Here is a 22,778-nt window from a genome sequence, read left to right as displayed (position 1 = left end):
GTGTCCTCGGGGGTCAGGCGGAAGTGGACGCCACAGCAATGCTGATGTGGCAGGTTTGTTTCTTGATCGCGTAAGCCCGCCCCTGGGCGCGGGGACGGAATCGCTTCAGGGAAGGACCCATGTCGGCGATCGCGGTGCTGATCACCAGGGAAGCGGGATCAAGACCAAGGTTGTGTTCCGCATTGGCGACCGCCGAACGGAGCACCTTGGTGATCGGTCCGGTGGAGCGGTAAGGCATGAACTCGAGCAGGATCAGCGCCTCGCGATAGGAGCGGCCGCGGATCTGGTCGAGCACCCGGCGCACCTTGGAAACGGATCCGCGGATGTAGCGGCCGTGGGCGCGGGCTTCTGAGCTGGGGGAAGGGTTGGCCATGGTGTGTCGCTCCTTAACGGGCACCTTTTTTGTCTTTGATGTGACCCCGGAAGGTGCGGGTGGGGGCGAATTCCCCCAGCTTGTGGCCCACCATCTGCTCGGTGACATACACCGGCACGTGGCTCTTGCCGTTGTGAACGGCAATCGTGTGGCCGATCATCATCGGCAGGATGGTGGAAGCCCGCGACCAGGTTTTGATCACGGTTTTGTCGCCAGCGCTGTTCTGCGCTTCGACCTTGCGCAGCAGGTGGTCGGCGACGAATGGTCCTTTTTTGAGTGAACGTCCCATGGCGGTTTAAGCAGACAGCAAAACAGTGTTGACCATCAGGAATCCCGTCCGCCACGGCTCCGTTTGGAGGTGCGGCGACGTTTCCGCAGGACAAACCGATTGCTGGGTTTGTTCCGCTTCCGGGTTTTGAGGCCCAGGGCCGGTTTGCCCCAGGGGGTGACCGGGCCGGAGCGGCCGATCGGTGCGCGGCCCTCACCACCACCGTGGGGGTGGTCGCAGGGGTTCATCACACTGCCGCGCACTTCGGGGCGACGCCCCAGCCAGCGCTTGCGACCGGCTTTGCCGAGGCTCGTGTTGCGAACTTCAGCGTTGCCCACTTCACCGAGGGTGGCGTAACACTCCCGGCGCACGAGACGAACCTCGGTGGACGGCAGCTTGAGGGCGACGTAATCGCCTTCCTTGGCCATCACCTGGGCGCTGGCGCCGGCGGTGCGAACCATCTGGCCACCGCGTCCGGCGTAGAGCTCGACGTTGTGGACAGCGGAGCCCAGAGGAATTGAGGAGAGCGGCAGGGCATTGCCGGTTTCAATCGGGGATCCGGGGCCGGACACCACCGTTTGGCCGACTTCAATCCCTGCAGGAGCAAGGATGTAGCGCTTCTCACCATCGGTGTAGAAGAGCAGAGCCAGACGCGCGTTGCGGTGCGGGTCGTAGTGGATGGCGGCCACGCGGGCCTCCACGCCGTGCTTGTCGCGGCGGAAATCCACCAGGCGATAGAGGCGCTTGTGGCCACCGCCACGGTGGCGGCAGGTGATCACGCCCCGGTTGTTGCGGCCTTTGCGGCGGTGCTTGGCCACCACCAGGCTGCGTTCGGGCTTGCGCTCAGTGACTTCGCTGAAGTCGCTGGCGACCCGGGTGCGGGTGCCGGGGGTGTAGGGACGGTAGTTGCGGATTGCCATAACGATTCAGAACCCTCAGGCCTCGGGGAACAGCTGGATGGCATTGCCTGCGGCGAGCCGCACCACCGCCTTTTTCACCTGGGCGCGCTTGCCGGCGAAGCGTCCGACCCGCCGGGCACGGCGAGGAGGATTCATGGTGCTCACGCCGATGACGTGCACATCGAAGAGGTGCTCGACGGCGGCCTTGATGTCGGGCTTGGCAGCCCTGGGGTCCACCTCAAAGGTGTACTGGTTGAGTTCGAGCGCGCGGGTGGCTTTCTCGGTGATCAGCGGGCGCCGGATCACATCCGCCAGCCGGTTGGCGAAACGTTCAGTCATCTCCGTAGACCTCCTGGATCTTGGCGAGAGCTTCCTCGCTGAGCACCAGCTTCCTGGCGTTGAGCAAGTCGAAGACATTCAGCTGATCGGCGGCGATCAGTTTCACGTTTTCGAGGTTGCGGACCGACAGGCGGACCACATCGGTGGGGGCATCCAGCACCAGCAGCACCTTGGCGCCGGCGGGGATGTCCCAGCGCTGCAGAGCAGCGACGATTTCGCGGGTTTTCGGCTGCTCCAGCGCCGCGCCGAAGCCTTGCACCACCACCATGTCGGCGGCCCGGCTGATCAGGGCGGTGCGCAGCGCCAGGCGACGCTCCTTGCGGTTCATCGCCAGGCTGTAGGTGCGGGGCTTGGGCCCGAACACCACGCCGCCACCGGGGCGGAGCGGGGTGCGGATCGAGCCCTGGCGCGCACGACCCGTTCCTTTCTGTTTGTAGGGCTTGCGGCCGCCACCACGCACTTCGGCGCGGGTGAGGCTGCTGGCCGTGCCCTGGCGGGCGTGGGCGAGCTGGCGCACGACCGCGCGCTGCAGCAGGCCGCCGGCCGAGGCTTCCTTGGCGACCCTCAGATCAAGGCTGGCCTTGCCGGCTTCCTTGCCCTGCCAATCACGAACGACACAGTTGACCATGGCTGACATCCTCAGTTCGCGACCTTGTCACCGACCCGCCGAGCGGGTCGGATGTTGAGCAGGGCGCCGGGCTTGCCGGGCACCGAACCCTTCACCACCAGCAGGTTGCGCTCGACATCCACCTTGAGAATGACGAGACCCTTGGTGGTGATCTGCTTGCCGCCGTAGCGGCCTGCCATCCGTTTGCCGGGGTAGACCCGACCGGGGGTGGTGCCGGCGCCGGTGGATCCGGGTTCGCGGTGGTTCTTGGAACCGTGCGTCATCGGACCGCGGCTGAAGCCGTGGCGCTTCTGATAACCACTGAAACCGCGGCCGATCGTGTCACCGCTGACATCGACTTTCTGGCCGGGCTCGAAGCCTTCGACCGTGATCGTGCCACCGAGTTCGAGGCCTTCGACAGAATCGAGCCGGTACTCGGTGAGGTGCCGCAGCGGCTCACTGCCGGATTTGGCCAGGTGACCCGCAGCCGGGCGGTTGACGAGCTTCTCGCGAATGTCGCCAAAGCCGATCTGAGCGGCGGTGTAGCCGTCGGTGGCAGGGGTTTTGAGTTGGGTGATGCGGCAGGGGCCCGCCTCGATCACGGTGACCGGGATGGACTTGCCGTCGGGGGCGAAGAACTGGGACATGCCCAATTTCTTGCCGAGGATGCCGATGGACATGGGGGGAAGAACGCCAGCAGGACCACGGCCGAGACCATCCGGAGATGACGGGCCGCCTGGAGGCTGAATCGATGAACGCGCTGGATCCGCTTGACTGGATCCCGTGGAAACGGAGCATCCGGCCATGGCCTGACGGGCAGGCAGGGCCGGGGGCTAGCGGTGGGCGAAACAGCAGGCTGGGACTTTTCCGTCGGGCCGTAGCCGGAGGACGGCGAGTTTCCCGTCGGCGGTGAGGCAGCAGAGCTGCTCGTTGCCGAACTGGCCGGGAGGATCCACCGACAGCGGTGGACCCGCGCAAGGTTCCGGAGGCCCGGCTAGCGGACGGGCACAGAACACATGCACAAGAATCCACAGTACCGCATGGTCCGACCCCCTATTCCTGAAAGCGTCCTGCCAGACTGCCGCCGTTCCTGGCATTGCCCTCCATGCCGCTCCTTCTTACCGGCCGTCGCTTTCGGGAGGATCTGGAGAAGGCTGGTGCCCTGGCCCTCTATGCCCCCCTGGAAGGTGGTGCGGAGACACGGCTGATGCGGCGTCTGCGCGCCGCCGGCTACCGCGCACAAATGACTTCAGCCCGCGGCCTCGGCGATCCCGAAGTGTTCCTGCTCCAGTCGCATGGCATCCGTCCGCCGCACCTTGGCCACCACAGCGTTGGCAATGCCGCTGCCGTCGGTGACGTCCAACAGGTGATGCCCCAGCTCGGCCCCCTGCTGGAAGGCACCAAACCGATCCTGCTCTGGCTGCTGGAAGCCCAGGTGCTCTCCGCCGCAGAGCTCTCGGCCCTGTGCGGGCTCACCCAGAGGGAGCCGCGCCTGCGCATCGTGGCGGAAATGGGTGGCTCGAGGTCGCTGCGCTGGCATCCGCTCGATCAGTGCGTTGCCGCCTGAGCAGGCGCTGCGCTCCGGCCGCTGGGTCAAGTTGATCTGCGGCGCCAGCAACCAGGATCTGGCTGCGATCGTCGATCTCTGCGGCATCTACACCCTGGCGGGTGTTCAGGCGATCGATGTGGCTGCCGATCCCGCTGTGGTGGTGGCAGCGCGGCGCGGCATCGCCTGGGGTCTGGAGCGCTCCGCTGGCGGCTGTCCCCCCTGGCTGATGCTGAGCCTCAGCGATGGCGCCGACCCCCATTTCCGCAAGGCCCACTTCGATCCGGAGCGTTGTCCGCCGTCCTGCCCCCGACCCTGCGCGCGGGTGTGCCCGGCCCTGGCCATCGGCGAGAGCGGCGGTGTGATCGACGAGCGCTGCTACGGCTGCGGCCGCTGCCTGCCGGCCTGCCCCCTCGGCCTGATCGCGGCCAGGGAGCATGCGCTGCCGGCGCAGGCTGTGACCCCTCTGCTGGCAGCGCTGCGGCCGGATGCGGTGGAGATTCACACCCAGCCGGGCCGAGGCGCCGCTTTCGCTCAGCGTCTCGACCAGGTGGTAGCTGCGCGACTGCCCCTGCAGCGCCTGTCGGTGAGTTGTGGCTGGGAAGCGCCCTCCAACGGCCGCAGGCAGGCGGTGGCTGACGGCGTGGACGGTTCAGGTGCGGAATCTGCAGGCATGGAACGTCCAGGGGTGGAGGGTCTAGCGGCGGAGCTCTGGCAGCGGTTCGCGCGCCTTAGAGCGGCGGGGTTGCGGCCCCTCTGGCAGCTCGATGGCCGGCCGATGAGCGGCGATGTGGGGGACGGCACGGCCCATGCCGCGGTGCGGCTGCTGGCGGCGCTGCGGCCCTCGGCACCACCGGGGCCCCTGCAACTGGCGGGTGGCACCAACGCCCACACCCTGGAGCTGCTGCGTCGTCTGGCGGGCTCGGCGGCGGAGGCGCGGCGCCTCAGCGCCGGTGTGGCCTTCGGTGGAATGGCCCGCCGTCAGCTGCAGCCGCTGCTGGTGGAGGCCGAGCGGCGGGGCACACGGCTGCTTGACGATGCGGACCTCTGGACCGAGGCGCTGGCAAGGGCCCGGGCGCTGGTCGGCCCGTGGCTGGCTTCCTGATGGCTAGAACGGCAGTCCTGGAGTGATGGGTCATGCAAGCTCCCGACGCTGCCCCCCTCGCCCTGGCTCACGCCGGCGCCCCTGAGGTCGCCCTTTCGCCGCAACGGGTGACCGACGATCTCGAAGCGCTGCTGGCGGTGCTGCCGGAGCGGGTGCGCGAGGCCTTCGCCGCCGCGGAGAGCCGCGACCAGCTGCTCGAGGTGGTGCTGGATCTTGGTCGTTGTCCTGAGGCCCGCTACCCCGGGCGCGCCATTGCCCTCACCGATCAGCCGATCGACCGCTCGGACCTGGCGGCCGTGGTGGAACGGCTCGGCCATTTCGGCGGCGACAACCGGGCGGGCATCGAGCGCACCCTGCACCGCATCAGCGCCATCCGCAACCGCACCGGCGATGTGGTGGGTCTCACCTGCCGGGTGGGCCGCGCTGTGTACGGCACGGTGGCGATGGTGCGGGATCTGCTGGATTCCGGTCAGTCGCTGCTGCTGATGGGGCGTCCCGGTGTCGGCAAGACCACGGCCCTGCGGGAGATTGCCCGTGTGCTGGCGGACGACCTGGAACGCCGCGTGGTGGTGATCGACACGAGCAACGAGATCGCCGGCGACGGTGACATTCCCCACCCCGCCATCGGCCGGGCCCGCCGCATGCAGGTGGCGCGCCCCGAGCTGCAGCATCAGGTGATGATCGAGGCGGTGGAGAACCACATGCCGGAAGTCATCGTGATCGATGAGATCGGCACGTTGCTGGAGGCTCAGGCGGCCCGCACGATCGCCGAACGGGGGGTGCAGCTGGTGGCCACGGCCCACGGCAATGAGTTGGCCAACCTGATCAAGAACCCCACCCTCTGCGACCTGATCGGCGGCATTCAGTCGGTCACGCTCGGTGATGAGGAAGCGCGGCGGCGCGGCTCCCAGAAGACCGTGCTGGAGCGCTGCGCCGACCCCACCTTCCCGCTGGCGGTGGAGATGCACAGCCGCAGCCGCTGGCTGGTGCACCGTGACGTGGCCCGCACGGTGGATTTCCAGCTTCGGGGGCAGCCTGCCCGCCCCCAGGTGCGCGAATGCGATGCTTTCGGCCGCGTGCGGCTCGAAGACGCGGCCACTCCTCCGGCCCCACCCCGCTTGACGCGCGCGGAGCTACCAGCGCCACGCCGCGAGCTACGGCGGCCGGATCCGGCCCCGCCCCTGGCGCCGGTGCCTCTGCCCGACCCATCCATGCCCGCACCGCACCGGCGCCCAGCGGTGGAGCCGGCAGCGACGACCCTGCGCCTGTTCAGCTGCGGCATCAGCGCTGCGCTGCTGGATCAGGCGGTGCGCAGCCGCCGCTATGCCGTTGAGCAGGTTGTTGATCTGGAGCAGGCGGATGCGGTGCTCACCGTGCGCAACCAGCTGGGCCAGGACCCGGAGGTGCGGCGGCAGGCCCAGCTCCACGGCGTGCCGATCCTGGTGATCAAGTCCGACAGCCTGCATCAGATCCAGCGAGGTCTCGAGCGGCTGCTGCGGCGGCGCCAGCCGGATGGGGTGGCGCCGCTGCAGGTACTGCCGGACGACGCCTACGGCGCCATGGAGGAATGCCGTCTGGCTGTGGAGCAGGTGGTGGTGCCCCGCGGCTGCCCGGTGGAGTTGCTGCCCCGCAGCGCCCGCGTCCGCCAGATTCAGGCGGAGCAGGTGCGCCGCTATGGATTGCGCTGTGCCGAGTTCGGCAGCGGCGGGGAGCTGCGGTTGCGTGTGTTCCCGCGCTGAGCGCTGCCATCAGCTGCCGTGATCCCTGTCGGCACAGCGGGAGATTGACGAAGGACGGCTCGCTGTGGGTAACTATCTGGATCCCGGGCGTCGGGTGTTCCACTGCGTTGGCGGCCTGCGGGCCCTCTTCCCCGGACCACCCCACAACTGCGCGTTGGGCCGTCGCCAAGTGGTAAGGCAGCGGGTTTTGGTCCCGCCATTCCTAGGTTCGAATCCTAGCGGCCCAGTTCTGACACTCCTTTGAGCTCCCCTGTGTCCTCCAGCCCCCTGCTGGTGTTCGATTTTGACGGGGTGCTGGTCGACGGCATGGCCGAGTACTGGTGGAGCGCCCGCCGGGCTGCTCTGCAGCTGCGCCCCGACCTTCACCTGCCCGTGTCGGCGCCGCCCGGCTTTGCCCAGCTGCGGCCCCTGATCCACAAGGGCTGGGAGATGGTGCTGCTGGCCGCTGAGCTGGGCCGCGACGACCATCGGCTCAGCGACACCCTGGCTGACTACGGCGGTGCTCTGGACCGTGCTCTGGAGCGCTGGGAGTGGCAGCCCTCCCAGCTGCAGGAGGTGCTGGAGCTCGTGCGCCGCGAGGCCATCGCCACCGACCGCCGCGCCTGGCTTGCACTGCACCGCCCCTACCCCGGCGTGCCGGAGCGGCTGCGGGCCCTGCGCGGCGAGGCGGCCGATTGGGCGGTGCTGACCACCAAGGGGGCGGCCTTCGCCGCTGAGCTGCTTTCTGCCGAGGGCCTTGAGCCCTGGCAGCTGTTCGGTCATGAGCAGGGGCCGAAGCCGGAGGTTCTGCTCCAGTTGCGGTCGCTGAACAGGCCGATCTGGTTCATCGAAGACAGGCGCCCCACCCTGGAGCAGGTGCGGGCCACGCCGGGATTGACCTCCGTGCGCTGCTTTCTGGTGTCGTGGGGGTACGTGCGCGCGGCTGATCTGACCGGCCTGCCGCCGGGCATCGCCCTGCTCCGCCCGGAGCGGTTCGCGGCCCCCTTGGCGACCTGGCCCTGATCCGCTAGCGTACGCCTGTACTAATTCCTGTCCGGCGCGCCGGCCTGATACGTCCACCCGATTCGGTGGCACCTGTGCCTTTGAGGCCGCAGGATGTCCCGCTTCGGACGTCTCGATCAGCGGCCTGTTCTCTCACCCACCGTTGACCATGCCTGCCGACCCCAAGAGCACCGACCTCAGGGCCGCTCATCCCCGCTCCGCCGCCGCCGGATCGTCGGCCGCCGCCCTCGGTTCCGCCGCCGCCGCCCGCGACAAGGCCCTTGACCTCGTACTCGGTCAGATCGAGCGCAACTTCGGCAAGGGTTCGATCATGCGCCTCGGGGATGCTTCCCGCATGCGGGTCGAAACCGTTTCCACCGGCGCGCTCACTCTTGATCTTGCCCTCGGTGGCGGCTATCCCAAGGGCCGGGTGGTGGAGATCTACGGCCCCGAGAGTTCGGGGAAAACCACGCTCACGCTGCATGCGATCGCCGAAGCCCAGCGCCGTGGTGGCGTGGCGGCCTTCGTCGACGCCGAGCATGCCCTGGATCCGGTCTATGCGGCGGCCCTCGGGGTCGATGTGGAGAACCTGCTGGTCTCCCAGCCGGACACCGGCGAAATGGCGCTCGAGATCGTGGATCAGCTGGTGCGTTCTGCGGCCGTCGACATCGTTGTGGTCGACTCGGTGGCGGCGCTCACCCCACGCGCGGAGATCGAAGGGGAGATGGGCGACCTGGCGGTGGGCAGTCAGGCCCGTCTGATGAGTCAGGCCATGCGCAAGATCACCGGCAACATCGGCAAATCCGGCTGCACGGTGATTTTCCTGAACCAGTTGCGGCAAAAGATCGGGGTGACCTACGGCAACCCGGAAACCACCACGGGAGGCAACGCGCTCAAGTTCTATGCCTCGGTTCGCCTCGACATCCGCCGCATTCAGACCCTCAAGCGTGGCACCGAGGAGTACGGCATCCGGGCCAAGGTGAAGGTGGCGAAGAACAAAGTGGCGCCCCCCTTCCGCATCGCTGAGTTCGACATTCTCTTTGGCCGCGGCATCAGCACCCTGGGCTGTCTGCTGGATCTGGCCGAGGAAACGGCCGTGGTGGTCCGCAAGGGTGCCTGGTACAGCTACGAGGGCGACAACATCGGCCAGGGGCGCGACAACACCATCACCTGGTTGGAGCAGAACCCCACCCAGAAGGAGGCGATCGAAGCGATCGTGCGCCGCAAGCTCACCGAAGGCGCCGATGTGACGGCCAATTCCGTCAAGCCCCTGGCGGCGGCGGCGGCAAAGCTGGCTGCGGCTGAGGCTGAGGCCGACGACGGCTCCGACGCGGATGACGCCGTGGAGGTGGCTGGTCTGGCTGCGCGCTGAGGGCAGGCCGCAGGCCCAGCCCCACCATTCCAGCCGTATCAGCGGGGCGGGGGATTGAAAGGGTGATTCGGGCATCGACAGAGAGCCCGGATCGCCCCAGCGTGGTGCGGAAATCCAGGTGAAGTCTCGACGGCAACGAGAGCCAGCTGCGGCCAGCCATCGGCCTGAAAGCTGGCCGCAGCTGGAACGCTCCCTCCGATTCCCAGTCAGCTGTCCAGCTCACCGGTCCAGTGCTGAGGCGTCCTGGGCCTCGCCTGGGCTCAATTCAGCCTTCCGAAGAACCAGCCTTTCGGTCAGTACACGAGCAGCTCTGCAGCTCAGAAGTTGAGCAGAGCCGTACACCCGTGGGTCGACTGTCCCCAGAACGCCAGCGGCTCATCCGCTCAGCCGAGCTGGTCACCCCACCAATTCCTCGAGGGGTTGGGACGTTGCGCTGATCAGCACAGCCTGCCGTTGGTCCGCAGTCTTTATGGCGTTGCCGTCGGCGGGAACCTGTTGCAGGAAGGCGGTCACCCGTTGCAGTTCCTGGATCGCATCGGCCCCGTCCAGCCGTACCAGCTCGTGACCATTGCGCGATTCCACCCAGCTGATGCCGCAGTCAGACACCAGAAAGCGGATGGTGTGGGTATCCCCCAGGTCTGCGACGAAGGAAGCGCCTTGCCGCTCCTGGCCGTCTCCGCAGACGTAGCAGGTGGCCACCAGCCCTTTGCGCTGCAGGCTGCTGGCAAGAGCCTGAAGGCTCATGACGAGATCCTGAGCCAGCGAGCGGTATTGCTCAGCCAGACGGGTAAACATCACGCGGAACCGTTGGTCCGCCCGATCATAAGGTTTTCTTCCGATTGTTGCGACCGTTCATAGTGGCGCGTCAGCAGGCGGTGACGTCTGTGGCGCTCAGCAGGAGCGCCTGCGGCGGCCAGGGGGTGGATGTCAGGGCGATGTCTCAGGGGGTGTCGGACAGTTGCCACCAGCCGGCGGCCGGGCCGATGAAGCGCACGACCACCCAGAAGAGGACCAGTGAGCCAATGCCGACCCAGGCGCCGCGGGTGGTGAGCTTCACGAAGCGATCGGCCTGGTCGCGCGTGAGCGGAAACCATTCCACCAGGCGTGGTGAGGCGTCCTTGGCTGCGGATGGCTTGGCCTTCTGGCGTGGTGGCAGACCCTGTTGCGCCCTCCGCCTTGCTTCACCCATGACCGTTCTGCTCCCACTGCGGTGCAGCGTAGAGGTGGCCACCGGGCGTATCTGCAGCTGGCGGCTCAGCCCGGGAGCAGGCGATTCAGGGCCACCCAGGGTTCCAGGGCGCGCAACACCTGCCGCCCCCAGCTGCGGCTGCGGACCCGGCCATCCAGCACAGCCAGTCGCCCCGCCCCTCCGCGCCTGAGGCTGGCCAGGCCGCGCTGCAGTCGATCAAGCGCTTCGGGCAGCAGCAGTTCGCGGAACCAGTCGCGTCCCTGCTGGCGCAGCCGCATCACCCGGGCGGCGGTGAGCGGGTCTTCCAGGCTGGCGATCGGCAGTGGACCGACCACCACCTGGCAGGGCACCGGCAATCGCTCCTGATGCTCCAGCCACCAGGTCCAGCCGCAGCAGATCACACCATTGCTCTCCGGGGCTGTGTCCTGATGGCACACCCGCGTGCCGAACTCGGCCGCCAGCGCCGCCGCCAGCGGCAGGCGCAGGCCAGCCTCATCGACGAGCACGATCGTCAGACCAGCCTGGCCCAGCACCAGACGGCGGCAGTGATCGAGCAGATGCTCGCCGTACTGGGGGCTGTTGGGCAGGGGCTGGCGCAGGGGCGCGTAGAGCGGCAAAGGGTCGGAAAGGAGCGGATCGGCCAGATCCACCCGCACCTGGGGGGTGAACCCCGCCAGCTGCACAGGCGCTCCGCGCTGGCCCACCAGCACCAGGGCCCGGCCATCCAGCAGTCCCTGCATCACCTCCAGCGGTTCGAGCGGCACCCGGTGGAGGTCCCACTGCAGCAGCTGGCGGTCCACGGTGGCCCAGCTCGTCCAGCCCGGGCCGCTGGCCGCCATCCACTCGGGCCATGGACGCGGCAGCGGCCCCAGCAGCGACAGCAACTGCCGCAGGGGCGCTTCGTCTTCGGGCGGCAGGGGCACTTGGGCCGAGGGGGTGCCCGGGTGGCTGAGGATCCGACGGCCGAGCCGCTGGTGCAGCTCCAGCAGGCTCGCGTCCGCCGCCGGCAGGCTGAGGCGGATCTGGTCCCAATGCTGAGGAGCGAGCTGCTGATCCAGCTCCGTGCGCAGCCGTGCTTCGAGGATCTCCTCCTCGGGAATCACCAGGTGGCGATCTCCAAGGGTGCCGCTCTGCCAGGCCTTCACCAACTGCTGATGGTTCATCAGCCAGAGGGTGCTGTCGCGGGGCGGTGTCTCCCCTTCCCAGCACGGCAGCGTGAGCCCGGCGGCCCGCAGCCGGGGCAGCTCGACCTGCAGCAAGCGCCGGCGCATCGGCTCGCTCACCACCAGCACCAGCGGTGCCGTCGCCAGGGCCATCGGCACGAGCAGGGCTACCAGCCAGCCCGGATCGCTGCCAGGCGCAAGCTGCAGGCAGCAGTGATCGCCGCGCCGCAGGCTGCGCCCCACCACCCGGCTGAGCGTGAGGTGATGCGGCCAGCCCACGCCACCCTCCTGCCGCAGGAGTTGCTTGAGTTGCTGGTGGGCGCGGGCTTCCAACATCCGCGAATCGTAGGAAGCTGCTCCGAGTGGACCGTGGCAGCCATGACAGCCCAGACGATGCACCCCGACGGCACGGCCGGAGTGGTGGGGCTGGTGGGGCTGGGCCTGATCGGCGGCTCCCTCGGCCTCGATCTGCGTGCCCGCGGCTGGGATGTGCGCGGGCTTGTACGGCGGGAGAGCACGGCGGAGCGGGCTCGCCAGCGTGGACTGGCTGGCCGGGTCAGCACCGATCCCTCCGTGCTGGCGGGCTGCCGGCTCGTGGTGCTGGCGCTGCCGCTCGATCAGCTGCTGGCGCCGGCCCCGGCGTTGCTGGCTGCCCTGCCGCCGGACGCGGTGATCACCGATGTGGGCTCGGTCAAGGCACCCGTGCTGCGCACCTGGCAGGGGATCGTGCCCCGTTTCGTTGCCAGCCACCCGATGGCCGGCACCGCGGAGGCCGGGGTGGAAGCGGGGGTGCGCCACCTGTTCCGCGGTCGCCCCTGGGTGGTGACGCCCACGCCAGACACCGACCCGGCAGCTCTGGAGCTCGTGCGCACCCTCTCGGAAGCCGTGGAGGCCCGATGGCTGCTGTGCGACCCCCAGGCCCACGACCGCGCCGTGGCGCTGATTTCCCACCTGCCGGTGCTGGTGGGTGCCGCCCTGCTGCAGGCGGCGGATCGGGGCGCCGTGGCGGCACCGGCCCCTGGCGATGGGCAAGCCGGCTACGAGCAGGTGGACACTGAGGCCAGGGCGCTGGTGCGTGCGCTGGCCTCCAGTGGCTTTGCCGACACCACACGTGTGGGGGGCGGCAACCCGGAACTGGGTGCCCTGATGGCCCGTTGCAACCGGGAGCAGCTCCTGGCGGCCCTGGCCTCCTACCGGCGATCACTCGATCAGTTGGAGGGGTTGCTGCAGCAGGAGCGCTGGGCCGATCTGCGCGAGGCACTGGCGGCCGGCCAGCGCCTGCGGCCGGAGTTCCTCTAGGCAGCCATCCCCCGCCGAGCCAGCAGTTGCCGGCTCACCATCTGCGCCGACAGGCTCACGCCCGCGGTGCCTTCGCCGGGGTAGATGGCATCGCCGCAGAGCCAGAAGCCAGGCAGGGGTGTGCGGCTGGCCAGCCCGAAGGGGCCGAAACGGGAGGGATGCTGGCCCAGGCCGCCCACGAAGCCGAAGGGCCGCCCGGTCCAGCGGGCGAAGCTGCGTGGTGTGGACAGTTCCGCGTGGCGGTAGTGCGCCGGCGTGAGACCGAGCAACCGATTCAGCCCTGCCTGGAGGCCCGCCATCGCCGTCTGTTTGCGGGAGTGGTAGGCGGCTTCGTCGCCCTCGAACCAGGGCCGGGCCGGAGTGAACACGCTGGCGATCACGGTGGCCTCCCCCGCCGGCGCCCGGCCATCCCCCTCCCGGCTCACCGACACGAACAGGGAGCCAGGGTCGGCCCAGTCGAGCTGCAGATGAGCGGGGCAGTCGGCGGGCAGGGCGCTGCGCTCCACGGCCGCGTACAGCACCAGCGCACCGCTGGGATCCTCCAGGTGCCGCAGCCGCGCTCCGTAACCGGCCGGCAGGGCATCCCCTGGCAACAGATCCGGCAACGACTGGGGGGGAAGGCTGCAGACCAGTTCACGGGCGAGCAGCTGCCAGCTGCTCCCGCCTGGCCCTGTGCCATGCACCCTCCAGCCGCTGCCGTGCTGCCGCAGCTCGCTCGCCCGGTGCCGCAAGCGCAGGCTGCCGCCGGCGCGGGCCAGCCCCAGCTCCAGCGCATCGCTCAAGGCCTGCATCGAGGGCGCCAGGTGGAACAGGCCCAGAGGCTCCTGTGCCATCGCCAGCACGCTGGCGCCGTAGAGCGCGGCAGTGCGGTGGGCCGGCTCCTGGGAATAGAGACGCAGCTGCAGATCGAGAAAGCGCCGCAGCCGCGCGTCGTTGGCGCAGCCCGTGAGCCTCAGCAGATCGGCGATCGTGCTTCCCACCAGCACACCGCTGGCCAGGTTGGCGGGGCGCAGGGCCCCCAGCAGCTGGCCCAGGTCCCAGAGGCTGCGGGGGGGCAGTACCGGTTCCCGTCCAGCGAAGCCCCAGTTGGCCTGGTGGATGGCTGCGCACAGGCTCCAGAAGCGCTCCGAGCCCGGGAAATGCCGCTGCCGTTCCTGCCGCCAGCGCTCGGGATCACGCCAGAGCCGCACCGCCGGCTGGCCATCGGCCAGATCCACGACGCAACCGGGGTCCAAAGGGGTGGCTGCCGGCGCCTCCACGCCCAGCTGCTCGAAGATCCGCGCGTGAATGCCGCCCGGCTCCAGGCCGGCCACCTGGGTGGCCCCCACATCGAACACATAGCCCCGGCGGCGGAAGGTGCCGGCGCAGCCGCCGCTCTGGTGATGGGCTTCCAGCAGCTGCACGTCCAGGCCCTGGCGCGCCAGCAGGGCCGCTGCCGTGAGGCCGGCGATTCCGGCGCCGAGCACGGCCACGTCGCACTGGCCTTTGGCCGCATCGGCTTGCGCGCCCACCTTCGCTGCCCCGCCACAGAATTGCAGGCATGCTGGCAATGCTGACGGGGCGGCCGTGACGGACGATTCGCTGGCGGCCTGGGTGCGGCAGCACCTGCAGGCGCCACTGCTCTCCCGCCAGCCGGTGGGCGGTGGCTGCATCCACCGGGCCTTGCAGCTGCAGCTTGCCGATGGCCGCCGCTTCTTCGCCAAAACCAACGGCGCGACAGCGTTGCCCCTGCTTCAGGCCGAAGCGGACGGTCTCAAGGCCCTTGCGGCCGCCGCCGGCGCCGACCTGGTGGTGCCGCAACCGCTGCACTGCGCCGTGGTGGAGGGGGAAGCGGTGCTGTTGCTGCCGTGGCTGACGCTGGCCCATGGCGGCAGCTCCCAGGCCTGGAGTGATTTCGGTGCTGCCCTCGCCTGCCTGCACCGGCGCAGCGCCGCTGGCCCGTCGTTGCGTTTCGGCTGGCCGCACGACAACTTCATCGGCTCGAACCCCCAGCGCAACGGTTGGGGGGATCACTGGGGTCGCTTCTTCGCAGAGCGGCGTCTGGGCGTGCAGCTGGAGCTGGCGGCGGCGAAGGGAAAACAGCTACCGGGCAGCCAGCAACTGCTGGCAGACCTGCCCGGCTGGCTCGACGACCACGGCCCTGATCCCTGCCTCGTGCACGGGGATCTGTGGAGCGGAAATGCGGCGCTGCTGCAAGATTCGTCGCTGCCGGCTCTGTTTGATCCGGCCGTCTACCGCGGCGACAGGGAAGTGGACCTGGCCATGGCGCGGTTGTTCGGAGGCTTTCCGGCGGACTTCTTCCTGGGCTATGGGCGTGAATGGCCGTTGCCGCCGGGCGAAGCGCGCCGGCGGCTTGTCTACGACCTGTACCACCTGCTCAATCACGCCAACCTGTTCGGTGGCGGTTACTGGCGACAGGCGCAGGCGTTGATTGACCGGTTGCTCTAGGCCTCAGCCCAGATACTCCTGGCGCAGGCTGCGCAGGCGCTCCACCACGGCGGAGCGCTTTTCGCTGGTGGTGAGGTTCTTCCAGCTCCAGCTGCCCACCACCACCAAACCGAGCAGTTCGAGCAGGCCGGGAACCACAGGCAGCAGGTTGATCGTGTCGAGGACTCCCTTGATCAGGATCTGGGCCACGATCACGGCCAGCAGGATGCCGAGCGCCTTGCCCGCCTTGCCGGCCTGATTCCAGTCCACCTGCTCGAGGGTCTGGTTCACCTTGGTGAGGATCTCGCCGTAACGGGCGTTGAAGCTCGCTCCAGCGTCGGAGCTCTCAGAAGCGGGCACATGGCTGGTCGGTTGCACGTCCTGCTCGGTGATTGTTTCGTTCATTGAATGAGCGGGGTGCGGTGACGGCCCATAACGTATCGGCATGGGTGGCTCTTGGCCAGAACAGCTGGTGATCGATCGGCGCGCCCTGACGGTGCTGGAGGCGATCGTGCGGGCGGCCCACCCTCAGGAGGGCTGCGCTCTGTTGATCGGCCCGATTCCGACAGGCCACGCAGACCACCGCTGGCGGATCACCACGGCGTGGCCGTGCCTGAATGTGTGGGAACCGGAACCGGAGCGTCATCGGCGTTTCGCCCTCGATCCGCGCGAGCAGCTGCAGGCACAGAAGTGGGCGCGCAGCCGTGGCCTCTCGGTGATCGGCGCCGCGCACAGCCATCCCACCAGCGCGGCGGTGCCTTCGGCGCTGGATCTGGAGCTGGCGATGCCCCCCACCGTGCTGCTGATCGCCTCAGGCCTGCACCAGGAGTTGCGGGGCTGGTGGCTGACGGAGACCGGCGATGGCAGGGCGGCCGAGCCGCTGCCGCTGGCTTCGGATGATGAGGCAAGGCCCGGGGGTTTGGGAGACTGAGGCATGTGCCGCCCAAGCGGCTGTTCTGGCCACCGGCCTTCTGCCCATGCTTCCTCCCGACACCAGCGGCGTCCAGCTCACACCTGATGAGGTGGCCCGCTTCTCACGCCACCTGATCCTGCCCGAGGTGGGCATGGAGGGACAGAAGCGCCTGAAGGCCTCCTCGGTGCTCTGCGTAGGCACCGGTGGCCTTGGTTCTCCCCTTCTGCTCTATCTGGCCGCCGCCGGCGTCGGTCGCCTCGGCATCGTCGATTTCGACGTGGTGGATAGCAGCAACCTGCAGCGCCAGGTGATTCACGGCACCACCTGGGTGGGCAAGCCGAAGATCGAATCGGCGCGGCATCGCATCCACGAGATCAATCCCCACTGCCAGGTTGATCTCTACGAAACGGCGCTCACCAGCGAAAACGCGCTCGAGATCATCGCCCCCTACGACGTGATCTGCGATGGCACCGATAACTTCCCCACCCGTTATCTGGTGAACGACGCCTGCGTGCTGCTCGACAAGCCCAACGTCTACGGCTCGATCTTCCGCTTCGAGGGCCAGGCCACGGTGTTCAACTATCAGGGCGGGCCCAACTACCGAGATCTGTTCCCCGAACCGCCGCCGCCGGGCATGGTGCCGTCCTGCGCCGAAGGCGGGGTGGTGGGCGTGCTTCCCGGCATCATCGGCATGATCCAGGCCACCGAAGCGGTGAAGATCATCGTGGGCATCGGCACCACGCTCAGCGGTCGCCTGATGCTGTTCGATGCCCTGAAGATGACCTTCCGCGAACTGAAGCTGCGCCCCAGCCCTGAGCGTCCGGTGATCGACAAACTGATCGATTATCAGGAGTTCTGTGGTGTCGGTGGCTCGGCACCCGGCCAGGAGGAAGCGGGCAGTGTGCCCTCCGTGAGCGTGCAGGAGCTCAAAGCCCTGCTCGACAGCCAGCCCACCGATGTGGTGCTGCTCGATGTGCGCAACCCGCCGGAGGCGGAGATCGCGGTGATGCCTGGTGGCGTGCTCGTTCCCCTCGATCAGATCGAAAGCGGGCAGGCGATCGAGCAGGTGCGCGAGTTGGCCGCAGGCAAGCGCCTCTATGTGCACTGCAAGCTCGGCGGCCGCTCGGCCAAGGCCCTGATCGCGCTCAAACGGCATGGCATCGAGGGGGTCAACGTGACGGGAGGCATCAAGGCCTGGAGCGAGGAGGTCGATCCTTCCGTTCCGCTCTACTGACCCCCGCATGCCCCCAGTGGCAAGGGCGGCACTCACGGAGCACGAGCGTGACGGCCGGCGACAGGAGGAACGGCGTCTGCTGCTCCTTGAACAGCAGTTCGTTCCCTTCCTCCTGCTGACCCTGCTGCCGGTGTTTCTCATGCCGGTGGCCACGATCCGCGGGGTGGGCTTCGCCCGCTTCCTGCTGCCGGTGATGGTGTCGCTGCTGGTGCTCCAGTCGATCCGGCTTCTGCCGGCGATCCGGCCGTCCTCGTCGGAGCTGCTGCGCGTTCAGCTCTACCGGCTGCTCGGACTGTTGGCGGCGCTCGGCACCTGGGTGCCGTTGCTGGTTGGGGGCTGGCCAAACCAGCAGCTGAGGGTGGTGGCGCTGCTGATGCTCACGGTGTTCTTCCTCACCACAACGGTGCGGTTCGTCCTGGTGCTGGCCCGGGTGCCGCGTGTGAACCTGAAGGTGCTGGCCGGCGCGGCGGCGGGCTATGTGCATCTTGGCCTCACCGGTGGAATCCTGGCCACGGCCATTCAGGTGATTCACCCGGGCAGCTTCAACCTGGGCGTAGAAGCCCACAACGACTTCCTGCTCGACCGACTCACCTATTTCAGCTTTGTGACCCTCGGCGGCCTGGGCTATGGCGATGTGTTGCCCAGCAATCCCCTCGGCGAACGGCTGGCCATTCTGCTGAGCCTCAGCAGCACGTTGTATGTGTCTCTGTTGATGGGCCTGTTGCTCGGCCGCTTCATTGCCAACCGGGAGGTGGATCTGATCGAAGAGGAAATCGAGGAGGGGCGCCTGCCGCTGCCGCTCGATGTCGACAGAAGCCGAAAGGAATGAGCGAACGTGCTTGTGCTTGTGCTGGAGTCGCTGCGTACAGTCGTCTGCGCGAAAATCAATAAAACAGGATGGAGCAAATTGGGTGAAGTTTGAGAGCGCAAGCCAGGCATGCACAAGCCAGGGAGACGCAAGCCAAGGATGTCCAATCAGGGGATGCGCAATTCAGAAGAGCTCAAGCCAGGGATACACTCTCCAGAGAGGCGCCACCCACAGATGCGCGTACACATGGCCCAGGCATGTTCGTGCTGAAGTTGCGGGATCCTGGAAGATCCAAGTCAGAGAAGCAAAGAAACGCTCGAATCAATAATCCACGCCGCGCTTGAGGTCCACGCCGCGCTCGGCGTAGTGCTTGTGGCAGACCATCTCTGAATGCACACTGGCCAGATCGAAATAGGCCGGTGGGTTCTTGCAGCGGCCCGTAATGATCACTTCCGTTTCGGCCGGCTTGCGTAGCAGGGTCTGAACGATCGGCTCCACCGGCAGCAATTCCAGATCCACAGTGGGATTCAGTTCATCGAGGATCACGGTTTTGTAGAGACCACTGGCGATCGCTGCCCGGGCGATCTCCCAGGCCCGCTCTGCTTCCACATAATCAATCGGCTGCTGCTGGCCGCGCCACACGATCGCATCGCGGCCTGAGCGCAGGTGATCCACCAGATGGGGATAGCTTTCCCGCAGCGCGGCAATGGCCGCATCTTCGGTATAGCCACTGCCGCCTTTGAGCCATTGCAGGATCAGCACCCGGTGGCTCTTGTCCTGGCTGATGCCACGCCCGATCGCCTGCAGCGCCTTGCCCAGGGCACTGGTGGATTTGCCCTTGCCCTCGCCGGTGTAGATCTCAATTCCGGTGAGCCGGCCGCCCTGATCCTCGTGGTGGTGGGCCCGCATCTCCGAGTGCAGGTCGGCCAGTTGCACCAACTGGGCCGGCGCCCCCCGGCCGGTGACGATCACTTCCATCCCTGCCGGTTTGGCCGCCAGGGTGCGCACTACCTCACCTGCCTCCAGCAGGCCCAGGTCGAGCACCGGGTTGAGCTCATCCAGCACCACCACGGAATAGAGCGCGCTGGCGATGGCGCCTCTGGCGATGTCCCAGCCGCGCTGCGCTTCCTGCCGGTCGAAGGCCGTGGCCTCTCCGGCGGTGAAGAAATCGCCGCGGCCGGTGCGCACCTGATCGATCAGATGGGGAAAGCCCTGTTGCAGGGCTTCAATGGCCGCGTCCTCGTCGTAGGAGCGTCCCGGGCCTTTCAGAAAGCGCAGCAGCAACACCCGCGTGCGTTTCTGTTCGCAGATTCCCAGACCGATGGTGCGCAGCACCACCCCGAGGGCCGCCTGGCTTTTGCCCTTGCCTTCGCCGTCGTAGACGTGCAACTGGCCGTGGCTGCGCTCACTGCTGCCTGCGGCCGTGCGGATCCCTATGCCCCGGCCGTTGCTTGTGGTCGCTGCCATGGCTCAGGCTTCTACGATCAGATGCTAACGATCGGCAGCGACTGGAATGCCTTCACCAGCACTGCCGTTTCATGCTGCCGGAGGCGCTGCTGCCCCGGCCCTGCACCGCCTGCTGGAGTGCCTGCCTGCCGAGCTGTGCACCCAGCTGGAGCGGTTGCGCGCCCGATTGCAGGGTTTCGGGGCTGTGGTGGTGGCCTATTCCGGCGGTGTGGACAGCGCCCTGGTGGCAGCGGTGGCGGCCGAGCAGCTGGGCGAGGAGGCCCTGGCGGTGACGGGTGTTTCCCCCGCCTTGGCCCCCCATCTGCTCCAGGAGGCCCGCCAGCAGGCGGCCTGGATGGGCATCCGCCACCAGGAGCTGGCCACGGCAGAGCTGCAGGATCCCGCCTACTTCCGCAACCCCGTCAACCGCTGCTACGCGTGCAAGAAGGAGCTGCACGGTGTGCTGGCGGAGCAGATCGCCGCCGGCCGCGGCCTGCAGGTGGTGGATGGTGTCAACCTCGATGACCTCGGGGATCATCGCCCCGGGATCGAGGCGGCCCGGGAGCATGGGGTGATTTCACCGCTGGCGGAGCTCGGTATCGACAAGGCGGGCGTGCGTCAGATCTCGCGAGCGCTCGGTTTCCCCTGGTGGGACAAACCTGCCCAGCCTTGCCTCTCCTCAAGATTTCCCTACGGAGAGCCGATCACAGCGCTGCGCCTGGAACGGCTGGCGCGTGCCGAAGAGTGGTTGCACCGCCGCGGGGTGCGTGAGCTGCGGGTGCGGGTGCAGGGGGAGACGGCCCGCATCGAAGTGCCCGCCGATCAGCTCGATTCCTTCGTGACCCGCCTGCCGCGACAGGAATTGGTGGACACGTTCCTGGGGCTGGGCTTCACCGCTGTGAGCCTGGACCTGGAAGGGTTGGTGAGCGGCAAGCTGAACCGCCAGCTGCCCGGCGCCGCAATGGGCCGGGGCTGAACGGGACCAGGCAAACGCACGGTCAGTTTCCAGGCAGCGCCCACACCCAGGCCGAGCCACGGCAAGACGATGGCCAGAGCACAGGCCGATCTACGGGCCAGGCCTGTGTCAGAGCATGGCCAGACGCGAAAAAGGTGGGCAGGGCACTGAATGCCCGCCCACCTTGCATGGCCCTCTTGGTGTGCCCCGGAACGGATCAGGCGGCGGGCACCGGTTCGCGGATTCCGTCGGCGATCGAGGCGGGCGTTTCGCGCCGGAAGCTCTTCAACTTCCGGCGTGTGGCTCCGAGCTCCTGGCCGAGCACGTCACAGGCCCGCTCGGGCATGGTGTGGTCACCGCAGGTGAACACGTCCACAGCCGCGTAACCGGATTCCGGCCACGTGTGAATCGAGATGTGGGATTCGGCCAGAAGAGCAAGCCCCGTAACGCCCTGCGGTTCGAACCGATGGGTGATGAGGTTCAGGAGAGTGGCGCCAGCACGTTTCGCTGCTGTGGTGATGGCGGTCCTGAGGAAGGCTTCGTCATCGAGCTTCTGCGGGTTGCAGTCGTAGAGCTCGAGGATGCAGTGTTTGCCCACCATGGTTTCAGGTGAGCTGGCCACGGGTTCAGCCGGGGCAGGAGAGGCGGGGTGCTTAGGGCTCTTGAGGCTTTGGGCTCCGTTCCATCCCGGGTTGGGGTGGAGGCAGGGCAGGGTCTGGGTCATCGAATCTGTACAAACAGCAATGCATCCTAGTGCCAGGTTCAAGGGGGGGAGTGGATCGCCCCCGCCACGATCCCCACCCGCTGCGAGCCTGCGGCCCAGCGATCGCTGAAACCTTCCAGATGGGTGGCGCTCACCAGGCACTGATGCGCCTCGCCCACGGCTTCAAGCAAAACCTGCTGGCGGGTGGGGTCGAGCTCGGCGAGCACGTCGTCGAGCAGCAGCAGGGGCGGATCGCCGCAGAGCTGCTGCACCAGCTCCAGCTCGGCCAGCTTCAGTGCCAGCACCAGGGTGCGCTGCTGGCCGGCCGAGCCGTAGCGGCGTGCCGCCTGATCGCCGAGCAACAGCCCCACTTCGTCGCGGTGCGGCCCCACCTGACACTGGCCCAGCCGGCGTTCCTCCTGGCGTTGACGCTGGAGCTGCTCGATCAGGGCCTCCCGCCACAGGGCCTCCTCCTCCTCTCCCTCCAGCACGCTGCCGGGCTGATAGCGCAGCTCCAGCCGTTCCCGGCCCCCACTCAGCCGGTCCTGCCAGGCGGCCGCGAGCGGTTGCAGGCGTGCCAGCGCCCGCCGCCGGCGCCGGTGCAGTCGGGTGCCCACCACCGCCATCTGCAGGTCGAAGGCATCGAGCAGGGCCTCCCGCTCCGGCCCTGAGAGGCCGCCGCGCCAGAGGCGGCTGCGCTGCCGCAGCAAGCGGGCGTAGCGGCTCAGCAGCTCGGTGTAGACGGGCTCGAGCTGCAGCACCACCCGGTCGAGCCATTGGCGCCGCAGGGCCGGTTCGCCGCGTACCAGGTGCAGATCGAGGGCACTGAAGCCGACGCAGCGCAGCGGACCGATCAGATCGTGCTGGCGGCTCAGGGTCTTGCCGTTGCGGCGTGCTGTGCGTCCGCCCCGCTGGCGCAGCTCCAGTTCCAGGGCGTCGCTGGCGCTGGCCGCACCCTGGTGGTTCGGCGCCGCCGGTTCATGGCAGAAGCCGCGCACGCTGGCGTGGGTTTCGCCGTGCTGGATCAGGTCGAGGTCGCTGCCGGTGCGATGCGAGCGCAGGCTGCCGAGCAGTTCCACCGCTTCCAGCAGATTCGACTTGCCTTCGCCATTGGCTCCGATCACCAACAGCCGTGGGGCTTCGATCTCCAGCTCCAGCCGGGCGTAATTGCGGAAGTGCAGCAGCTCCAGGCGATGCAGCCGAATGGGTCTGGGGCGGCTTGCGGCTAAGGTAGGCCGAGTGGTGAGGGCGTTGTCTTCCCATCAAGGTCAACAGGTTTTGCCTGTTCACCCACGTGATCCGGCCCACAGCGCCGTACACGGGCATGTAGCTCAGCTGGATAGAGCATCAGATTCCGGTTCTGAGGGTCGGGGGTTCGAATCCCTCCATGCTCGCTTCACTCATTCACTAAG

General features: G+C 68.0%; 25 protein-coding genes and 2 tRNA genes. 13 read left to right on the top strand and 14 right to left on the bottom strand.

The genetic code is table 11. The annotated features are described in order from the left end of the window. Positions 1–13 precede the first annotated feature (13 nt). From rplV to rplC, 6 genes are read right to left on the bottom strand one after another with little or no spacing between them, the layout of a single operon-like run. Complete coding sequence (gene rplV, locus KBY86_RS04385) at positions 14–373, bottom strand: 50S ribosomal protein L22 (RefSeq protein ID WP_094514255.1); 360 nt, start codon at positions 371–373, stop codon at positions 14–16. 13 nt (positions 374–386) lie between these two features. After that, a complete protein-coding gene (gene rpsS, locus KBY86_RS04380; RefSeq protein WP_006173352.1) occupies positions 387–662 on the bottom strand; it encodes a 30S ribosomal protein S19 in 276 nt (91 codons plus the stop codon). 35 nt (positions 663–697) lie between these two features. Further along, positions 698–1,561: a 50S ribosomal protein L2 gene (gene rplB, locus KBY86_RS04375; protein ID WP_094514251.1), complete on the bottom strand. Its 864-nt coding sequence runs from the start codon at positions 1,559–1,561 to the stop codon at positions 698–700. A 15-nt stretch (positions 1,562–1,576) separates the two neighbouring features. Next, complete coding sequence (locus tag KBY86_RS04370) at positions 1,577–1,879, bottom strand: 50S ribosomal protein L23 (protein ID WP_255140357.1); 303 nt, start codon at positions 1,877–1,879, stop codon at positions 1,577–1,579. Continuing rightward, positions 1,872–2,507: a 50S ribosomal protein L4 gene (rplD, locus tag KBY86_RS04365; RefSeq protein ID WP_094514242.1), complete on the bottom strand. Its 636-nt coding sequence runs from the start codon at positions 2,505–2,507 to the stop codon at positions 1,872–1,874. Before rplD ends, KBY86_RS04370 begins: the two co-directional genes overlap by 8 nt. An 11-nt stretch (positions 2,508–2,518) precedes the next feature. Further along, on the bottom strand, positions 2,519–3,166 hold the full coding sequence (rplC, locus tag KBY86_RS04360) for a 50S ribosomal protein L3 (protein ID WP_094514239.1): 648 nt from the start codon (positions 3,164–3,166) through the stop codon (positions 2,519–2,521). Between the two features lie 425 nt (positions 3,167–3,591). Here rplC and KBY86_RS04355 point away from each other — a divergent pair, with 425 nt between their 5' ends. From KBY86_RS04355 to recA, 6 genes are all read left to right on the top strand, one after another. Next, on the top strand, positions 3,592–4,053 hold the full coding sequence (locus KBY86_RS04355) for an NAD(P)H-quinone oxidoreductase subunit N (protein ID WP_094514235.1): 462 nt from the start codon (positions 3,592–3,594) through the stop codon (positions 4,051–4,053). Continuing rightward, positions 4,043–5,137, top strand: a complete 1,095-nt coding sequence (locus KBY86_RS04350) for an LdpA C-terminal domain-containing domain (protein ID WP_255140397.1) — start codon at positions 4,043–4,045, stop codon at positions 5,135–5,137. Before KBY86_RS04355 ends, KBY86_RS04350 begins: the two co-directional genes overlap by 11 nt. Positions 5,138–5,169: 32 nt before the next feature. Further along, positions 5,170–6,876 carry an AAA family ATPase gene (locus tag KBY86_RS04345; RefSeq protein ID WP_255140356.1) on the top strand — a complete coding sequence of 569 codons (1,707 nt, stop codon included), beginning with the start codon at positions 5,170–5,172 and terminating at the stop codon, positions 6,874–6,876. A gap of 155 nt (positions 6,877–7,031) precedes the next feature. After that, positions 7,032–7,103: transfer RNA gene (locus tag KBY86_RS04340), tRNA-Gln, on the top strand. A 25-nt stretch (positions 7,104–7,128) separates the two neighbouring features. Beyond that, positions 7,129–7,878: an HAD family hydrolase gene (locus KBY86_RS04335; protein WP_255140355.1), complete on the top strand. Its 750-nt coding sequence runs from the start codon at positions 7,129–7,131 to the stop codon at positions 7,876–7,878. Between the two features lie 148 nt (positions 7,879–8,026). Beyond that, entirely contained in the window at positions 8,027–9,229 is a 1,203-nt protein-coding gene (gene recA / locus KBY86_RS04330; protein ID WP_094514224.1) for a recombinase RecA, read from the top strand. Positions 9,230–9,625: 396 nt separating this feature from the next. Here recA and KBY86_RS04325 read toward each other — a convergent pair whose 3' ends face one another. The 3 genes from KBY86_RS04325 to KBY86_RS04315 form a co-directional block, all read right to left on the bottom strand. Next, positions 9,626–10,024: a DUF1815 family protein gene (locus KBY86_RS04325; RefSeq protein WP_094514218.1), complete on the bottom strand. Its 399-nt coding sequence runs from the start codon at positions 10,022–10,024 to the stop codon at positions 9,626–9,628. A gap of 145 nt (positions 10,025–10,169) precedes the next feature. Continuing rightward, the gene (locus KBY86_RS04320; RefSeq protein WP_094514216.1) at positions 10,170–10,418 is read right to left on the bottom strand and encodes a DUF2839 domain-containing protein; all 249 of its coding nucleotides are present in this window, start codon (positions 10,416–10,418) and stop codon (positions 10,170–10,172) included. Positions 10,419–10,483: 65 nt separating this feature from the next. Then, positions 10,484–11,917, bottom strand: coding sequence for a helicase (locus KBY86_RS04315; protein ID WP_255140354.1), 1,434 nt, complete (start codon positions 11,915–11,917; stop codon positions 10,484–10,486). 42 nt (positions 11,918–11,959) lie between these two features. Here KBY86_RS04315 and KBY86_RS04310 point away from each other — a divergent pair, with 42 nt between their 5' ends. Next, positions 11,960–12,880, top strand: coding sequence for a prephenate/arogenate dehydrogenase (locus tag KBY86_RS04310; protein WP_255140352.1), 921 nt, complete (start codon positions 11,960–11,962; stop codon positions 12,878–12,880). Here KBY86_RS04310 and crtD read toward each other — a convergent pair. Further along, positions 12,877–14,391 carry a C-3',4' desaturase CrtD gene (gene crtD, locus KBY86_RS04305; protein ID WP_255140351.1) on the bottom strand — a complete coding sequence of 505 codons (1,515 nt, stop codon included), beginning with the start codon at positions 14,389–14,391 and terminating at the stop codon, positions 12,877–12,879. The genes KBY86_RS04310 and crtD overlap by 4 nt on opposite strands. Positions 14,392–14,446: 55 nt before the next feature. Here crtD and KBY86_RS04300 point away from each other — a divergent pair, with 55 nt between their 5' ends. Beyond that, entirely contained in the window at positions 14,447–15,328 is an 882-nt protein-coding gene (locus tag KBY86_RS04300) for a fructosamine kinase family protein (RefSeq protein WP_255140350.1), read from the top strand. A 3-nt stretch (positions 15,329–15,331) separates the two neighbouring features. Here the strand turns inward: KBY86_RS04300 and KBY86_RS04295 are convergent, their stop codons facing one another. Then, a complete protein-coding gene (locus tag KBY86_RS04295; RefSeq protein ID WP_094514210.1) occupies positions 15,332–15,712 on the bottom strand; it encodes a CAAD domain-containing protein in 381 nt (126 codons plus the stop codon). Between the two features lie 40 nt (positions 15,713–15,752). Here KBY86_RS04295 and KBY86_RS04290 point away from each other — a divergent pair, with 40 nt between their 5' ends. From KBY86_RS04290 to KBY86_RS04280, 3 genes are read left to right on the top strand one after another with little or no spacing between them, the layout of a single operon-like run. Then, entirely contained in the window at positions 15,753–16,238 is a 486-nt protein-coding gene (locus tag KBY86_RS04290; protein WP_255140349.1) for a M67 family metallopeptidase, read from the top strand. A 46-nt stretch (positions 16,239–16,284) separates the two neighbouring features. Continuing rightward, positions 16,285–17,454, top strand: coding sequence for a molybdopterin-synthase adenylyltransferase MoeB (gene moeB, locus KBY86_RS04285; RefSeq protein WP_255140348.1), 1,170 nt, complete (start codon positions 16,285–16,287; stop codon positions 17,452–17,454). Positions 17,455–17,461: 7 nt separating this feature from the next. Then, positions 17,462–18,283, top strand: a complete 822-nt coding sequence (locus KBY86_RS04280) for a potassium channel family protein (RefSeq protein WP_094514204.1) — start codon at positions 17,462–17,464, stop codon at positions 18,281–18,283. 300 nt (positions 18,284–18,583) lie between these two features. Here KBY86_RS04280 and KBY86_RS04275 read toward each other — a convergent pair whose 3' ends face one another. Continuing rightward, on the bottom strand, positions 18,584–19,729 hold the full coding sequence (locus KBY86_RS04275; RefSeq protein ID WP_094514202.1) for a cob(I)yrinic acid a,c-diamide adenosyltransferase: 1,146 nt from the start codon (positions 19,727–19,729) through the stop codon (positions 18,584–18,586). 46 nt (positions 19,730–19,775) lie between these two features. Between KBY86_RS04275 and larE the strand changes: the two genes are divergently transcribed. Next, positions 19,776–20,684: an ATP-dependent sacrificial sulfur transferase LarE gene (gene larE / locus KBY86_RS04270; RefSeq protein ID WP_255140347.1), complete on the top strand. Its 909-nt coding sequence runs from the start codon at positions 19,776–19,778 to the stop codon at positions 20,682–20,684. Positions 20,685–20,880: 196 nt separating this feature from the next. On the opposite strand, the gene speD is transcribed toward larE, so the two are convergent. Both speD and recF read right to left on the bottom strand, forming a co-directional pair. After that, positions 20,881–21,387, bottom strand: coding sequence for an adenosylmethionine decarboxylase (gene speD, locus KBY86_RS04265; protein ID WP_255101367.1), 507 nt, complete (start codon positions 21,385–21,387; stop codon positions 20,881–20,883). A 38-nt stretch (positions 21,388–21,425) separates the two neighbouring features. Then, positions 21,426–22,550 carry a DNA replication/repair protein RecF gene (gene recF / locus KBY86_RS04260; RefSeq protein ID WP_255140396.1) on the bottom strand — a complete coding sequence of 375 codons (1,125 nt, stop codon included), beginning with the start codon at positions 22,548–22,550 and terminating at the stop codon, positions 21,426–21,428. 136 nt (positions 22,551–22,686) lie between these two features. Here recF and KBY86_RS04255 point away from each other — a divergent pair. Further along, positions 22,687–22,760, top strand: a tRNA-Arg gene (locus tag KBY86_RS04255). The last annotated feature ends 18 nt before the right edge of the window (positions 22,761–22,778 follow it).

Source organism: Synechococcus sp. Lug-A (assembly GCF_024345655.1).
Lineage (GTDB): Bacteria > Cyanobacteriota > Cyanobacteriia > PCC-6307 > Cyanobiaceae > MW101C3.
Note: the sequence above shows the minus strand (reverse complement) of the source record. Positions and strands in the feature narration are given on the sequence as shown.

Coding starts and splice junctions, on each gene's coding strand:
- rplV (WP_094514255.1), bottom strand. CDS start 373: ATGGCCAACCCTTCCCCCAGCTCAGAAGCCCGCGCCCACGGCCGCTAC.
- rpsS (WP_006173352.1), bottom strand. CDS start 662: ATGGGACGTTCACTCAAAAAAGGACCATTCGTCGCCGACCACCTGCTG.
- rplB (WP_094514251.1), bottom strand. CDS start 1,561: ATGGCAATCCGCAACTACCGTCCCTACACCCCCGGCACCCGCACCCGG.
- KBY86_RS04370 (WP_255140357.1), bottom strand. CDS start 1,879: ATGACTGAACGTTTCGCCAACCGGCTGGCGGATGTGATCCGGCGCCCG.
- rplD (WP_094514242.1), bottom strand. CDS start 2,507: ATGGTCAACTGTGTCGTTCGTGATTGGCAGGGCAAGGAAGCCGGCAAG.
- rplC (WP_094514239.1), bottom strand. CDS start 3,166: ATGTCCATCGGCATCCTCGGCAAGAAATTGGGCATGTCCCAGTTCTTC.
- KBY86_RS04355 (WP_094514235.1), top strand. CDS start 3,592: ATGCCGCTCCTTCTTACCGGCCGTCGCTTTCGGGAGGATCTGGAGAAG.
- KBY86_RS04345 (WP_255140356.1), top strand. CDS start 5,170: ATGCAAGCTCCCGACGCTGCCCCCCTCGCCCTGGCTCACGCCGGCGCC.
- recA (WP_094514224.1), top strand. CDS start 8,027: ATGCCTGCCGACCCCAAGAGCACCGACCTCAGGGCCGCTCATCCCCGC.
- KBY86_RS04325 (WP_094514218.1), bottom strand. CDS start 10,024: ATGTTTACCCGTCTGGCTGAGCAATACCGCTCGCTGGCTCAGGATCTC.
- KBY86_RS04320 (WP_094514216.1), bottom strand. CDS start 10,418: ATGGGTGAAGCAAGGCGGAGGGCGCAACAGGGTCTGCCACCACGCCAG.
- KBY86_RS04315 (WP_255140354.1), bottom strand. CDS start 11,917: ATGTTGGAAGCCCGCGCCCACCAGCAACTCAAGCAACTCCTGCGGCAG.
- KBY86_RS04310 (WP_255140352.1), top strand. CDS start 11,960: ATGACAGCCCAGACGATGCACCCCGACGGCACGGCCGGAGTGGTGGGG.
- KBY86_RS04295 (WP_094514210.1), bottom strand. CDS start 15,712: ATGAACGAAACAATCACCGAGCAGGACGTGCAACCGACCAGCCATGTG.
- KBY86_RS04290 (WP_255140349.1), top strand. CDS start 15,753: ATGGGTGGCTCTTGGCCAGAACAGCTGGTGATCGATCGGCGCGCCCTG.
- moeB (WP_255140348.1), top strand. CDS start 16,285: ATGCTTCCTCCCGACACCAGCGGCGTCCAGCTCACACCTGATGAGGTG.
- KBY86_RS04280 (WP_094514204.1), top strand. CDS start 17,462: ATGCCCCCAGTGGCAAGGGCGGCACTCACGGAGCACGAGCGTGACGGC.
- KBY86_RS04275 (WP_094514202.1), bottom strand. CDS start 19,729: ATGGCAGCGACCACAAGCAACGGCCGGGGCATAGGGATCCGCACGGCC.
- larE (WP_255140347.1), top strand. CDS start 19,776: ATGCCTTCACCAGCACTGCCGTTTCATGCTGCCGGAGGCGCTGCTGCC.
- speD (WP_255101367.1), bottom strand. CDS start 21,387: ATGACCCAGACCCTGCCCTGCCTCCACCCCAACCCGGGATGGAACGGA.